The organism is Microbacterium sp. MYb62 (assembly GCF_002979475.1).
In the GTDB taxonomy this organism is placed as follows: domain Bacteria; phylum Actinomycetota; class Actinomycetes; order Actinomycetales; family Microbacteriaceae; genus Microbacterium.
In genome coordinates, this window is sequence record NZ_PCOY01000038.1 from 1 (window position 1) to 14,660 (window position 14,660).

Annotated in this window: 12 protein-coding genes and 1 tRNA gene; 4 read left to right on the top strand and 9 right to left on the bottom strand. The window is 63.2% G+C overall.

Going from position 1 to position 14,660, the window contains the following annotated elements; all coding sequences use genetic code 11:
* From CQ042_RS19765 to CQ042_RS19780, 5 genes are all read right to left on the bottom strand, one after another.
* The coding region (locus CQ042_RS19765; protein WP_219844884.1) for a DEAD/DEAH box helicase family protein at positions 1-2,175 on the bottom strand (2,175 nt) is incomplete at its 3' end.
* Entirely contained in the window at positions 2,159-4,138 is a 1,980-nt protein-coding gene (locus CQ042_RS19770; RefSeq protein ID WP_105672153.1) for a site-specific DNA-methyltransferase, read from the bottom strand. The genes CQ042_RS19770 and CQ042_RS19765, both read right to left, overlap by 17 nt.
* Before the next feature lie 333 nt (positions 4,139-4,471).
* Positions 4,472-5,326 (bottom strand): hypothetical protein, encoded by an 855-nt coding sequence (locus CQ042_RS20780; protein ID WP_258132370.1) that lies wholly within the window; start codon positions 5,324-5,326, stop codon positions 4,472-4,474.
* A gap of 117 nt (positions 5,327-5,443) precedes the next feature.
* Positions 5,444-6,433, bottom strand: a complete 990-nt coding sequence (locus tag CQ042_RS20785; protein ID WP_258132371.1) for an ATP-binding protein — start codon at positions 6,431-6,433, stop codon at positions 5,444-5,446.
* Positions 6,434-6,519: 86 nt separating this feature from the next.
* Positions 6,520-7,233, bottom strand: coding sequence for a hypothetical protein (locus CQ042_RS19780; RefSeq protein WP_105672154.1), 714 nt, complete (start codon positions 7,231-7,233; stop codon positions 6,520-6,522).
* 78 nt (positions 7,234-7,311) lie between these two features.
* Between CQ042_RS19780 and CQ042_RS20335 the strand changes: the two genes are divergently transcribed.
* Positions 7,312-8,022, top strand: a complete 711-nt coding sequence (locus CQ042_RS20335) for a hypothetical protein (RefSeq protein ID WP_146115440.1) — start codon at positions 7,312-7,314, stop codon at positions 8,020-8,022.
* 18 nt (positions 8,023-8,040) lie between these two features.
* Here CQ042_RS20335 and CQ042_RS19785 read toward each other — a convergent pair whose 3' ends face one another.
* The gene (locus CQ042_RS19785) at positions 8,041-9,366 is read right to left on the bottom strand and encodes a hypothetical protein (protein WP_105672155.1); all 1,326 of its coding nucleotides are present in this window, start codon (positions 9,364-9,366) and stop codon (positions 8,041-8,043) included.
* Positions 9,367-9,679: 313 nt separating this feature from the next.
* Positions 9,680-9,997 (bottom strand): hypothetical protein, encoded by a 318-nt coding sequence (locus CQ042_RS19790; protein ID WP_146115441.1) that lies wholly within the window; start codon positions 9,995-9,997, stop codon positions 9,680-9,682.
* 404 nt (positions 9,998-10,401) lie between these two features.
* On the opposite strand from CQ042_RS19790, the gene CQ042_RS19800 reads away from it, so the two are divergent.
* The gene (locus tag CQ042_RS19800) at positions 10,402-10,740 is read left to right on the top strand and encodes a hypothetical protein (protein ID WP_146115442.1); all 339 of its coding nucleotides are present in this window, start codon (positions 10,402-10,404) and stop codon (positions 10,738-10,740) included.
* A 290-nt stretch (positions 10,741-11,030) separates the two neighbouring features.
* Entirely contained in the window at positions 11,031-12,119 is a 1,089-nt protein-coding gene (locus CQ042_RS19805) for an SGNH/GDSL hydrolase family protein (protein WP_105672159.1), read from the top strand.
* A gap of 273 nt (positions 12,120-12,392) precedes the next feature.
* Here CQ042_RS19805 and CQ042_RS19810 read toward each other — a convergent pair.
* A tRNA-Ala gene (locus tag CQ042_RS19810) sits at positions 12,393-12,468 on the bottom strand.
* 136 nt (positions 12,469-12,604) lie between these two features.
* On the opposite strand from CQ042_RS19810, the gene CQ042_RS19815 reads away from it, so the two are divergent.
* Positions 12,605-13,675: an NAD(P)-binding domain-containing protein gene (locus CQ042_RS19815; protein ID WP_105672160.1), complete on the top strand. Its 1,071-nt coding sequence runs from the start codon at positions 12,605-12,607 to the stop codon at positions 13,673-13,675.
* Here the strand turns inward: CQ042_RS19815 and CQ042_RS19820 are convergent.
* On the bottom strand, positions 13,662-14,660 hold a 999-nt coding region (locus tag CQ042_RS19820; protein WP_258132372.1), incomplete at its 5' end, for a DUF2804 domain-containing protein. The two genes, CQ042_RS19815 and CQ042_RS19820, sit on opposite strands and share 14 nt — an antisense overlap.

A 14,660-nucleotide genomic window follows, 5' to 3' on the forward strand; every position in this document is an offset into this window, starting at 1 on the left:
GGTCATCACTGCCGACTCAACTGTTGCCGAGTCCAGAGGTGAGCGTCTCGTGAGCTGCAACGGGAACTTGCCGTACTGCAGCTGGTCTTCGATCAGTTGCACTACATCCGGGAGCCGTTGGCCCTCGATGACGAGACGCTCACCTCTGGACTCGGCAACAGTTGAGTCGGCAGTGATGACCTGCCCTCCGTCGTCATACATGAGGTCGGCAGACTGCACGACGTTCGCGCGGCGCTCGATAAACTCCAAGTCCTCCAGGTGCTCTGAGGCCGCGACGACGACGCGAAGTGCGGTCGGGTCGACTGAGACGCGGTAGCGGGCCTTGTAGCGGATACGGTTCCACAGCTCACCGAACTCGGGGCTGTCAATGAGTGCTGGGCGTCGTCGGACGATCACCTCGTTGTCGGCATTCTCGAGCTCGGGGCCGGACTCGCCTGAGCCTCCTCCTGAGGCGACGTATTCGGCGTTGAGGCCGGTGCGGAACTCGCTGAACGACTCATCGACGATTAGCGTGAGGCGGTTGATCGCCGGGTCCATGACGCGGCGCCCAGACTCGTCGACAGGGAGGCGCAGGCCGCGCCCGATCTGCTGGCGGCGTTCGAGGTCGGAGCGCGTGTGACGCAGGAAGCCGACTTGGAAGACGTTGGGATTGTCCCAGCCCTCCTTGAGCGCGGAGTGGGAGAAGATGAATGCCCGCGGGTTAGCGCGGTCGAGGATTAGCTCCTTGTTGGCGATGATTTCCTGGTATGCGCGCGCCTCGTACTCGGCATCGCCGGCCCGACCGGAGGTGTCCCTCAGGAGACCGGTCTTCGTTGACGGGAAATATGCGACGCGGAGTTCAGCCGGGTCGGGCATATCGTCGGCAGGTTTGCCGGATCGCCGCCATTCCTCGCGGAAGAGCTCGTCGAACACGGTCGGCAGGACGGCTTCGTCACCGACATAATCGGCCACGCGCTCGACGAAGAAGAGTGAGAGCACCTTAACATCGCGGGCCATCGAATCGATCTGGTCTTGACGGGCAAGATGGGTACGAATCGTGTGGCGGATTTGGTCACGCCAGACAGCCGCGCTGTCGACGCCAGTCTCCTGTCCGGCGTTGACGACAAGGCCATTCTCGAAGACGACGCGGTCAGGTTTGCGCTCGATGCTGTCGACGACGAGCCCCTGGTATTGAGCGAGTTGACCGGATTCCTCGAACAGGTCGGTGCCGTTCTGGAGCACGACGGGCGCACGACCGCCACCGGCCTTGTCGATGACGGCTTCCGCCATCAGACGCTTGCGGACGCTGCGCAACCGATCGAGGCGCACATAGGGCTTGCCATCGTCACCCGCCACGATGCCTTTGACGGAGACGCGCTTCACAAGGCCCGCTTCGGCAGCCTGTTTCGGGCCGAGCCGGTGCACGATGTTGAACGGCTCCTTGTGCGTCGCGCTGTAGCGCAGGGCGACAAGAGGATTCAGCGTGGCGATGGCCTGACGGCGTAGCGGCGTCGCCATGTTCTGCGGCTCATCGATAAGAACGACCGGCCGCGCCTTCGCGATCTTCTGCACGCCGCTGAGCGTCTCACCCCAGAGCTGCGGCTGTTCCGCGCTCGAGTAGAGAGTGTTGGTATCCGGTTTGTCGAGTGCTTGAACGCTCGCGATGAGGAACTGCACCGTGCCAGACGGCTCCGCGAAGTCCTCGAGCGCCGAATTTTCGCCGAGTACACCCCAGGAATACGGAACACTCGGGTACTTGAGTCGGAAGTGTTCCGCGGTCTGCTCGAATGTCTTGACGACGCCAGCTCGGATAGCAATTGAATGAACTAAGATGACGAACTTACGCAGGCCGTAGAGCTCCGCAAGCCGCAGTGCAGTGGAGATGTAGACGTAGGTCTTGCCAGTACCGGTCTCCATCTCGACGGAGAAGTTCGGGAAGTCACGGTCGGTGGCGCGTAGGTCCGTCTCCGTCAGCAGTTCGAGGACGTGCTGCTCCTCGACGGCCTCGCGGGCTGTGACGGTGCCGAGATTGTCGACCAGGATGTCACGATCAAGGCCGAAACCCGCGTGCCCGTCCGCGCCCGGAACCTGACCCGCCAACGCATCGCGTGGCGGAGTAAGCGCGGCCTCGAAGAGATCGACTACCGCGGAAACAGCAGCCGACTGGTGCGGTTGATCATCAAAGCGAAACTTCACGAGGCACCCGCTCCAGAAGAATCAGCTTGGACTGCAGGCGCGGAGCCAACGTGAGCGTCACGGAGTCCTCGACTCGGTCGCCGCGCAGGATAAGCGTGTCATCGTCAACCAGCCCGAGCGCGTCGGCCGCTGCCAGAGTAAACGCGTCGAGCGAAATAAAGAGCCGGCCGCTTGCCGACGAGGTCTCAACCGGCGCGAACTGGAAGATAGTAATGCCGTCCATTTCGTGCGTCGTGACGCGAGCGTCGAGTCGAGTTCCCGTCGCCTTGAGCGCGACTTCCCACGCCACATCGATCGGCTGGGCACCATCTACAACGGGTTCACCAGCAGTGTGGTCAAGCACCTGCGCCAGGTAGCTCTGCCCGGTGAGTTCTGGAGTTGCCACAATCGGCTTGTCGATAATGAGGTTGGTTGGACGGGTGCGGAAGATACGGAAGCCGAGCGTCGGCGCATCGAGCGTGTCCTCTTGCAGCGATGCAGCGGTACGGCGGAGCCTTTCAGCCGTCACCTCGAAGATCGTCTCGTAGCCCGCCGCAATCGCGTTCTTGCCTGACTCCTCCGAAGCGTCCGGCTTCTCGGGCACCTGGACAAGAATCCAGTGGCGAGTCTTTCCGTCCTTTGGATTTTGCTCCCATACTGCCTGACCGGTTGAACCGGAGCCAGCGAAGAAGTCGAGGATCAGGTCGCCTTCGTCGGTGATGGCGTGGAAGAGGCGTGCGAGTACCTCAGTGTCCTTCGGATAGTCGAATACGGTCGTTTCCATGAGGTTGTCGAGCGCCTTCGATGCCGCTCGACGATCCTTGTAGAAGACCGACGCAGGAGCCCATTCCTCGTGTTCGTGCAGGTACGACTTGAGTTGAAGGCGACCGCCTTCCCTCTTCGGATAGACGATCCGGTCGTCGTCGGCAAAGGCCTCCATCCTTTCCTTGCCATACGCCCAGCCGTTGGCATGCGGCTCGTACCCTCGAAACGTGAAGGTGAGGTTTGGTCGAGGGTTCGGGCTGCGAAGATCGGAGGGGAAGAACACGCCGCGCTCATCGATCACGCGGTAGTGCTTGTGCGCCTTGGCTGGCGACTCGTCGGGAAGCGTTTTGTACCACGCATGCAGGCCAGCGGTCGCCGCCTCGAGGTCAGTGCCGTGGACGTTCCGGAGCTCGGCGACCTTCGCATAGATGTCATCCAGGCCCGACTTACGCTCGCGCCATCGAAGATCCTTCTCGCGCAGATACGAGTAGTCGCGCGCGTACGCCATCACATAGTCATGGCTGGTAGAGATCTGCCGCGCGTCGTTCTTCCGTCCGCCGTTCCAGATAAACGTGCCGACGAAGTTCTCGGCGCCGAACACTGCATCAAGCAAGAGTCGAAGGTGATGCACCTCGTTGTCATCGATTGACACGAGTGCAACGCCGTCACGTCGCAGCAAGTGGCGCGCGAGCGCCAAGCGCGGGAACATCATCGTAAGCCACGGGGCATGCTTACGCCCGCCCGTCTCGATGCGGCTGGTGGTGGCATTGCCATGTTCGTCGACCTGACCGGTCTGCTCCAGGTACTGCCGCTCGGGAACAGCGAAGTCGTCGTTGTAGGTGAAGTTGTCACCGGTGTTATAGGGCGGGTCAATGTAGATCAGCTTGACCGCACGCGAGTACCCGTTCTTCAGGAGCTTCAGCACCTGCAGGTTGTCACCTTCGATGAGCACGTCTTGAACATCGCTCCAGCCAACCGAGCCCGGCTCGTCGGGAATCAGGGTCGCGGACGTCGAGGCGCGAGCGTCCTGACGAGCCGCTTCGATGCCGGGCCATGTGAACGCAAATGGTGCCGCATCCTCACTGGCGAGATCGAGTGCATCGAGGAGCGCGTCGCGGTTCAATTCACCATCGAGGAACGCGCTCGGGACGAGATCACGCAGCTGTGTGAGCAGAAGTTCCTTCTCGTCGGGCGTCTCCCCGGGTACTGAAGTGGTCATGTTGTGGGTTACTCCTTCGTGCCCAACGGGCGCGATTACAGTTCTCTTGAAAGCCGTGTCTCACGCTACTGGAGGGCGCAGACACCACTAAAGTGCCGCGCCGCGCGCGAATTACGACCAACCGCTCAGGCGGGAGCAACACTGCTCAGACCGACGCTGCACGATGCCTTGAATTATCTCACAATCAGGCATTTTCGTGAAGGTGACAGTCAACTCCCCATGAGTAGACGTGTGCTCGCATGTTCAGATGGGTCACGTTACTCGCCCGGGCCCAGCGCTGCGGAGTCTGGCACCGAAGAGGCGGCGCATCCAGCGGCTGAAGGCTGCTGCCGCCTACTCTTTGACGCCTTCAGCGCCGTCGGGCAGCATCTCCGCATACTCTTCGCGAATGAAGGCGAGGCCTTCAGCAAGCGACGGGTCAAATTCGAGTGCGCTCGTGACGAACTCCAGCCGTCTCCGGTTCTCATCGATGAGATCGCGCCAACGGCGGACGTAGGCGCGCACCACCGGCCGACCGGGCTTCTTCTCTGGTTCAAAGAGGAGGCCCAGTTCGCGGTTCGGCCCGATGACCGCGTTGTCCATCAGTTCGTCGTAGTCGGTCACGACAAGGATGAAGTCCCAGACAGCGCGTTCGCTGGCGAATGCCGCGTTCGAGAGGATGACGTTGACGTAGTCCTCGATCTGATTGCGCTCAGCCCGACCGGCGCGGATGTCTGGTGCTTTCAGCTCTACGACGAGATGTCGGACGCGATCGTGTTGCTGAGACTTCGCGGCCAGGTGAAGGTCTACGCGTCCAGATTTCCCGTCCCACCGCTTCACGGACTCGACCTTGCCTTCCGGCAGCCCTTCGAGCGCCAAGTGCGTGCGGAGCACTTGCGTCAGCCCGCGCTCACTATTCATGAAGTGATACTCCTCACCAAAGATCCAGAGCTCCCGCTCCAAGATCCGGTGGAGATGATCGCGTTCACCGACTCGCTTGGCGTCAGGTGGATCGAACAGAAGGTGATCCAGCCCGGCCAAGCACTTGCTGCGACTCGTCACAAGGTTCGCGCTCCGGATGACCGCGGCAAGGCTCGTTTCGCTGAGGAGCTTCGTGAGCGCCTGACGGTCCTGCTCGGTCAGTGCGACGAACTCGCTGACCAGTACCGCTAGGTTTTCGGGATCCGTCTGGAGCGCCTCACGGAGCAAGTTGAGCGTGAGCTGGGCGCCGTCCTTCCGCTTCGGGATCTGGGGGACGATCGCGCTCGAAACAATGTCGAAAACGGCGCGCTCCGCCTTGTCCGCCTCCGTGACGGGCTCCTCTTTCTACGGATAGATCCCCTTGGTCTTCCACTCGTCGATCTGGTCACGCCGCTTCGAGCGTCTACGCGACGCAAAGTGTTCACGGATGGCCGCTTTGGTCGCACGCCAGACGGCACCTGCTGGGTCAGGAGCCATGTCCGAAAGACTGAGCACGGCGAGAGAGTCGACATCGAACCCCGGCCACGTGACGTACGCCGAGAACGCAGCCTGATTTTCAAGCTCAGCGCCGGAGACCTCAACAGTGAAGCGCTCCTCATCCTCGCCGAAGTAGACCGCACGGTGCTTGCCAGTGCGCCACTCAATGATGCGGATCGCGATAGTCGCCGTGGGGTCGCTGTCGAGGGCCGACTGCACGGTGGTGTCGGCGAGCATCTCGTCCGCGGGGTTGAGTCGGACGCCGTCAAACACAATCGATAGCTGATCGTCGTTCAGCAGTACGGGTGCGAAGTGCGAAGTGAGAGTCGGCAGCGTTGCTTCACCGAGGAGCGTAGTCAGGCTGCGCTCCTGCTCATTGAGCGCCGTAACAACCGTGCCGGTCCTGTGGGTGTTCGAAGGGGACATTTCCCAGCTGAACGGCTCGGGCTGATCTGTGGAGCCAACGATAGCGACTTGCTCACGCTCACCGACAGCGTTGACGCTTTCGCTCGTCCACGTGACACGCGAGCCGAGTGCAAACGCTCGAAGTCGCCCCTCGCCGAGCTTGCCGTGAAGTCCGCGCTTGTCGTTCTTCGAACGCGTGGCGAGTGCCTTCCACGAGCCACCAATGCGGCCAAAAGTCGATTGCACTTCGTCCGAGGTGATGCCGTGACCATCATCCGCGACCGTCACGCGCTCGATCGCGTCCAAGTCGGATCGAACCAGATCGACGCGCACGGCATCCGCTTCGGCGTCGATTGCGTTCCAAACCAGTTCTACGACAGCACGAACGGGGTCACGCTGGCGAGCGTGGCGCGTTACGAAGTCGCTGGTAGCGGAAAGTGGAAGTTCTCTCACCTGTCTCACTGTAGAGCCCGCTCATGTTGCCAGCTCCCGTTCCGTTCGCCTATTCGAGCAGCGCCATCGAAACGACCAGCGGTGGATCACCCGTTGAATCGAAAGTCCCTGTACGAGCTACGCACATTGAAGCGCCGGCCCTCCTTGCGTCGTTGCAAGAATCCGGCAACGGTGTCGACATCATTGGGGCGCATCCCGAGCTCGCGGCATCTTGTGCGAACCTGCTCGACGGTAATCGGAACCCAGCGATCCGGCCGGTTCATCATGTCTGCCTTGAGCATGTCCTCCTCGTTCCACTTGAGTCCCGACGAGTAGCCCGCAGCCATGGAAGCGACGTACTCGAGGATGCCGTCAACGCCGTTGGGCAACGGCTCGCTCGGGGCATCGCTCTCGGCCTCAATCCGAGGCGGTACTGTTGCGTCCTTGAGAAGCTGAACAGGATTGACGTCCTCAATCCAGTCTTCGGCTTCCGTGCCGCCGTGCTCGATCACGACCAGTGCGTCAGGTGTTGCATCCCACAGATCGTTGAGGTGCTGGCGGTCGGGCCAGCAGTAGACGACGCGACGCCCACGCAGGGATCCCACCGAGAACCCGCGCCACGTGTGCTGCGTGACTCCTGGCTGCTTAATTAGGCGCTTCAAACTGTCGCCGTCGAAGTCTATCTGCGGTGTGACGACAATCACCGGCCCGCCCTCTTGGTCGGCGAGCCATCGGAGCGCTCGTAGATTCTGGGCGTCACGGGTGTCGTCTTCGGTGATTCGTGAGATGGCAACGGGGTGCTTGCTGGTGTTGGATGTCATCGGGTTTCTCCGGGCTCGGGTGCTGTGCCGCGATGTTACGAGAAACCCCAGACATTGCACGCGCAAGGAGACCGCATCATGGCGCTTACCGAAGAGCAGAAGACGGCCCGAATGGCGAAGCACCGCCTAACTGAAGCGCTGAAGGCGGAGCATCGCGCGCAACGACACGAGGCGCAACGGAGGAGGTGGGCCAACGAAGGCATGTACCTAACGACCGAAGAGGCAGAGGCCGGCGAGCCGTGTCGTGGATGCGGACTGCCGGTCATTGACGGGCTGGGCAGCTGGCCCGGTACCTCGTACATGAGCGAAGAAGAGCGGATCGACTATGACGCGGCCGAAGCTCGCTTCAGTGAGTTGCATCCGGACTGTGATTCGCACCGGTGGAGCATGGCGGGCTCTCGGGCGACGCATTGCGGCTCGTGCTGTCCGCCGCTCCCGATTCCCGAAAAGCACCTGGAGAATCTTCGCCGATTCTTAGACTCTCTGCCGCCTCGCCGAGAAGACGACTTGGTGGTCTGGGCTCGGACGTTAACGTGCGGGCACATGGTCGAGGTCAGCGTGCATCATTCACATAGCGAACCGAGCTTGTCCACTGAGCAGTGCCCGGAATGCGGCCTCACTCGTGGCGTGATCAGTTCCGAGAAGGTCACCAGCGCTGCTTCTCGTGCGGCTGAAGCCAGACGCCAACACGCGGAGAAAGTGGCACAGGCCGAGCGTGAAGTCGCGAAGGCCGAGAAGGCGGCGCGGGCAGCGAAGCGGAAGCTGGACGCCCTTCGAGCGCACCCGTAAGTCGGGAACTCACTCGTACTACAGTCGGTTCCATTTCAGCCAGGGTGCGAGGTGCTCTGCCGTTGGCTCGTCGATGGACGGGACGATCAACCTCGGGTTCTGCAGCGGGTCAGCCTCGTCAACGCGGTGTCTCATCTCATCGAGGTAGCGCAGCGCGGCGTCGCGCTCGTCCTCGGACAACTTCGCGGTGGTTTCGACGGCGGCATCTAGAAACCTGCGTTGTCGAGTTGCCATCGCCTGACTCTTCACGAGAGCGTTGAAATGATCCCACTTGGCTTTCCGGACGTATTCCACCTTGGCACGGGCGGTTGCCTCGTCGCGGGCCCGCTGTCGTTCCGCTTCCGCCCGACGCTGCGCTTCTTCGCGCCGGTCTGACTCGAGCTGGTACTTGTCGAGCGCGGCAAACACTTCGGGGAGTCGGCCTTCGACCGTCTTCGTCTTCGCGTCGCGGAAGTGCTGGCCTGAGTACGGAGCGAATCGTCCGTCGAGAACGAGTTCCAACCTCCCGGTGCTAACGAACTCGGTGCTGCGGCGGGTCTGCCAGGTCGGGCCTTTGCTCCGGTACCTCTCCTGGTAGTCGATGCTGCGGCCGCCGGAACCCGCGATCTCTTTCATGGTGACGGAGTAGTCGCCGTGGTCGGTGACAATCCAGATATGGCCCTGTACCGGTTTGTAAGTGGGCCTGTCTTGGTTGGCCTTGGCTTCGCTGGTCTCGAGCACCTGAAAGCTGCGCCGCTCGGCCTCGTCCGCGACGGCCTGCAGGATGCGTGCCGCGCGCGAGAGATGCTCCTTGGTGACGTACTGCCAGTCCCTGATTTCGAGGAAGTGCTTCACGGCCGGGTGGTACTTCGCTACCCGCTCGGGCACTCGGACCGGACGCACCTCGACGAGCTCGTCCAGGTTGTCGACGAGCTCCAGAGTCCGCTCTGGGCCGTAGCGGTAGCCGACAGAGCGGATCTCAAGCATTTTGCCGTTTGGACGCTTGGTCGAGTGGAGGCTCATCCGGATGACTTGCAGGAGGCGTCTGAGCTCGGGGCCTTGGGCCGCCGAGACTTTGAGCTCACCACCGGCCTCGATGACCTGCTCCAACAGCCGGTCTGCCTCGGCTGCGCCGGGCAGAATGTCCGTCGGCGGCGCGTCCAGCCAGACACGTCCCGCTTTGGTCAGGGTGGCACGCCAGCTTGCGCCTTTACCGGCCACGCTCACGAGCCCGCGGTTGTGGAGGGCGCGGGCGACGATCCGATGCTGCCATCCGTCGGTATACACGCCGTCGGGGCAGCCGTCCGCGACCCATTTCAGGACATCGACCTGCGACTGGTTCAGCTGTTCAGGGCTCCTGACCATAGCTGCCACGCTAGGGCCGTAGCCCTGCATTCCTCTACGGATCTGACGTCATTAGAGCTGACTTCGATCAGACTCCTCCCTTGCACCTATCGAAGGGGCGATTCATCGTGGCTCTAACTTGCGCCGTGTGGGCATGAAAAATGGCCGGTCGATGACCGGCCTGACGTCGGCGCAGAGAATCCGCGCCGTCTCCGCATAGCGCGACGGGTTTGCGCACTGCGGGCAACTGCCCGGGGAGAGCGCTCGAGTGGCGCTCAGATCCCCGGGACAGCCGCCCCTCTCCCGTTCCCCATTACGGGGAGGGAGTCTTCCGTCAGGCAGAGCCCGACTTTGCACGCGGAGCCTTGGCTCCAGTGCTGCCGAAGATGGCCTCGATCGCGTTCTGCTTGGTCTTGGCCTCGCGTTCGATCTCGGCACGCACCGTCTCCGCCCTGGCGAGCACCTTGGGGTCGGACTTGCTGGTCCCAACCCAGGCCTCAAGGGCGATGCGGATCTCTTCGGTGACGGAGCGGTCGTTGAGCTGGGCAATAACTTCCAGCTGCGCCCGCAGGCCGTCGGTGATGCGAACGCTAAGCGGTCGCGTGGGGCCGAGTGCCGACATCGGCACTTCAGCTGATTGGTTCTCACTCATGGTGAGCCTCCTCATCGGGAGCGGCCGGCGAACCTGGATGGTTCTCCTGCATGCCGCATGCCGATGAGGAACGACGCTGAGTATGAACCGCTGCTTTGGTGAGTCAATCTTCCAATCGCGAGCGTTGTAAAAACTACGGCGGATCAGGACTTGAGCAGATTGTGCTCATGCTTCATAGTCAGGCCGGTAAAGAGGACGCACGAGCATGAACACGAAGACGAGGGAACGACTAGATCAGCTGCTGAATACCGAGATGGACCGCAAGGCCTTCTTGAAGTACTGCGCCGTCGCACTTCTGAGTGTGATCGGCATCAGCGGGCTGATTCATGCCTTGAACGGAGCCGTCAAGAAGCAGACAACCAGCAGTCCAGAGGCGCCGAGCGGGTACGTAGGCCGAGCTTTCGGTGAGTAGCTCGCTTCGGAGATCCGCACCATCCGCACTGCGGCCGACGCAGCAGTTCATAGCCGCGCTGCTGATGATCGGTGTCGCCGTGCTGGCGATGGTCGGCCTCACAGCGCCAGTCGGTGCCCAGAGCGTCTACGGCGACAGTTCGGTCTACGGCAGTAATGCCTACGGGGCCGGCGCCGCGAGTGAGTCAGTGCTGCCGCCGAACACGGGATTCGGACGCTTCGTGCAGAACGCCCTCGAGCGCCCTCTGCTGATCTGGGGATCTGGGATGCTCCTCGTGGCCGCCGTCATGGTGGCAATCGGAAGAACAAAACGACGTAAGCAGGAGAACTAATGCATGGCACGATTACCGCAAGTTGGTGGAGATAAAGGCAACTGGGGAGACATCCTCAACGACTACCTCAAGCAGGCGCACGCCGAGGATGGCACTCTCGCGACCGACACTGTCGGCACCTCACAGCTTGCGGACGGATCCGTGACGCAGACAAAGCTTGTTGGCGCTGGGCAGGCAGGTGGCATTGGGCGAGACTCCCGGAAACACAGGTACCCGAAAGGCTCGGAGCTACGGCGCTCATCGCGGCGAGGGCTCACGGTCGCGGGTTCCAGGGGATCGCTTTGCAGCCGGTGACCGACCGGTTCCCGATCATCACCGCGGGGCTCATCTCCGATGGCATGCGATCCGACGTGAACACGCACCTCACGTACCGGATGGCGCGTGCCACGCAGCGCGTCGCGCTGGTGTTCGGGAATCTGGCCGACTTCGCCAGTTCCGCGGCTCCCAACAACATCACCGTCCGCGCAGCCGTCCGCGTCAATGGAGGATGGGTGCCCGTGTTCTTCCACGGTCGCCGCGATGTCGTAATCGAACCTGACGCGCTCGTCTCTTGCGATCCAATCGGCGCACCTCTGGGCGTGGACGGAGTCCTCCAAGTCCGCACACGCGTGTCGGTCACACTCGGCGAACGGTGGGTCCACAACATTCTGACCGACAATGCGAAAGGGGAGGGGACGATCGCGGGCACGACTGGCGCTGACCTCACCCTCTCGGGGACGATCACCGCGAACCGCGCATATGGGTACGGGCCGCACACGGTGATCGGCGACGCCGGGGGGATCGCGACGTTGGTTGGTATTGGAGACTCGATCATGCAGGGACAGTCGGACCGCATCAACGCTGCGGACTCGCCAACATCCACTCTCGCGTGGGGTTACGCGCGCCGGTTCGCCTGGGCCAACCATGCCCCATTCCTGAATCTAGGCGTGATCGGTGACACCGCCCGAGACTGGGCCGCGGCATCCGGTCGCAAGTACGCGCTCCGTCGTGCGCTCGCGTCTGACGCCTCTGTCGCTCTCATCAGCTTCGGCGTGGACGATCTCGCACAGGGACGAACCGTTGCGCAGATCAAGGCCAACTTGGAAACGATCTGGACATCAGTCGCACGCGTAGGCGTGAAGGCGTACCAGTCGACGATCACACCCATGACAGCGGTCGATGGCGTGACACCTCAGGCGACCGAGCCACTCCGGCTCGAACTGAACAACTGGATTCGGACCCAGCCGTCACCTCTGACCGGATTCGTTGACCTTGCTGACGCCGCAGAGACAGCCCGCAACTCGAAGCGGAACGCGAGATCATCACGGAGCGGCTCTAAGGAGTCGTCGACGATGTTTCGACGGGCGTTCAGAGCATCCTCGGCTGGCTTGAGCTGCTGAAAGACCCGCACGAGCTGTACAAGAACGCGAGCAATGAAATGCGCCGCCAGCTCAATCAAGCGATCTTCACGAAGATCTTCGTGGTCGACAACGACAGAGTCGAATCTGAACTTACGGATCCTGCTCGTGCGCTCATCGAGGCACAGGCAGCCTGGCGAGCAGCCGTGCTCGCCGTAGAAAACAAAACAGCGATCGATGCCGAAGCGTCGATCGCTAGTTTTGAGGAAACATCGAATTCCAACCACTTTGTCAATGGTTGGAGTAAGAACTATTTGGTGGACCTGAGGGGACTCGAACCCCTGACCCCCTGCATGCCATGCAGGTGCGCTACCAGCTGCGCCACAGGCCCAGATGCCGCTCCCTAGAAGCCGGAGCAACTTGAAAAGAGTACTACACGAATCCGCGCGAGCACCAATCGGCGGCGGGCGCCCGGGAGTGTCGCGTCGGGGCGGAACAACCGCGCTGCGCGGGGCGTTCCCTTCAGCGTGAGCATCCTCGACAGCCTGGTGATCGGCGCAGGGCAGGCCGGTCTCTCGGCATCCTTCCACCTCGCCCGACTCGGGATCTCGCACGTGGTGCTCGACGCGGGCGAGCATCCCGGCGGCGCCTGGCAGCATCGGTGGGATGCTCTGACGATGCGCGACGTGCACGGGGTCGCTGAACTTCCCGCCGACACCCCGCCTCCCCTCGACGGCGCGCGCGCGAACGTCGCCGTCCCCGCCTACTTCGCCGCATATGAGCAGAAGCATGCGCTCCCGGTGATCCGCCCGGTGCATGTCGCGCGCGTCGAGGACGAGGACGGGCTTCTGCTCGTGCGAGCCCCCGAAGGGGAGTGGACGACCCGCACCCTCGTGAATGCGACAGGGACGTGGTCGCATCCGTTCCTCCCTCATTTTCCGGGCATGGAGACGTTCGTGGGCGAGCAACTGCACACCGTCGACTACCCGGGGCCGGAGCATTTCGTCGGCAAGCGGGTGCTCGTCGTCGGTGGCGGGGCATCGGCGGTGCAGTTCCTCGGAGCGCTCGCCCCGATCACCGAGACCATCTGGGTCACCCGCCGGGAACCTGTCTGGCGCCATGACGATTTCACACCGGAGGCCGGAGCGGCCGCGGTCGCCCTGGTCGAGCAGCGCGTCGCCGCAGGACTGCCGCCCGAGAGCGTCGTCAGCGTGACGGGGCTCATGCTCCGCTCGCAGGAGCGCGAGGCCGAGCGCCTCGGCGCCTACGCCGCGCGGCGTCCCCTGTTCACGCGCATCGAGCCCGACGGTGTGCGCTGGGCCGACGGCAGCTTCGAGCAGGTCGACGTCATCCTGTGGGCGACGGGGTTCCGCCCGGCGATCAGCCATCTCGCCCCGCTGCACCTGCGCAGTGCGGCGGGCGGCATCCAGCTCGACAGGAACGGGCGCGGAACCACCGCGGTCGCCGATCCGCGCGTGCAGCTCGTCGGCTACGGACCGTCCGCGAGCACCATCGGTGCGAACCGTGCCGGACGCTCGGCCGCGAAGGGCGTGCAGCGCATGCTGCGGTCCGCGACGGCGAGCGTCACCACCGGTTGAGCACGTCTTCCGCGAAACCCTCGATGCCGTCGACGCGCACCGGGGTTCCGGTGTCGTCGCGCACCCAGCCCGTCCAGACACCGAACAGCTGATCGGTCCTGCTCGCGATGACCAGTGCGTTCGTGCGCGAGCGCTTGTCGTGAAAGGGGGTGAAGGTCAGGTCGGCCGTCGTCCCGTGCACGTGCCACGGGCGCAGGAAGTGCTCGGGGTCGTAGTCCCAGACGAGCTCTTCGCTGATCTTCGACAGGTGGCCGTCGACGAGCAGTGCGTTCTCCGTCGCCCCCGAACCGTCGGTCCACTTCGAGCCGAGCTGCAGTCCGATCACGCGTCCGTCGACCACGCCACTGCCTGCGGCCCAGTTCCAGTGCACACGGTAGGGCCAGCGTCCGCGTCCGTGGTCCAGCACGGCCCAGCTCCCGACCGGCACATCGTGCGCGATGCCGTCGATCGTGACGGTTCCGGTGGTCGGTCGCGCCACATCCTTCACGGTGTACTGGAAGCGCGAGATGTCGTCGCCTCGTCGCCAAGGCACGACGACGCCCAGCGATTCGTGCCCTGCCGGGCGAGCGGCGAGCAGGTCGAACGAGAGGCGAGGAGCGATTCCGCGTAGGCGGGTCCCGTCGAACGTCTCGTCGACATCGAGGTCCACCCGCCGCGTGCGCGCTCGTGCCGGGCCCTCTCCGAGAGAGGCCGGCAACGTCGCGCTACGGGCTCCGGGCGAGATCACCGTCGAGCCGATGTCCTCACCGGTCGCACGATCCAGGACCCAGACCTCGTGCAGAGCCATGTAGTCGACGCACGAGATCGTGAAGGCGATGATGTGTGACGGGGTCATCACATTCCAGTACTCCCACCGCTTGTTGCGCCCCCAGTGCCCGCGGGCGGGGATGCCCGATGTGTCGTGCAGCGGCACGCGTGACCAGCCCAGTGCCTCGCGGTTCAGAGCGCCGTCGGCAGTGGTGAGCGCGACGTGTGTGGTGATCTC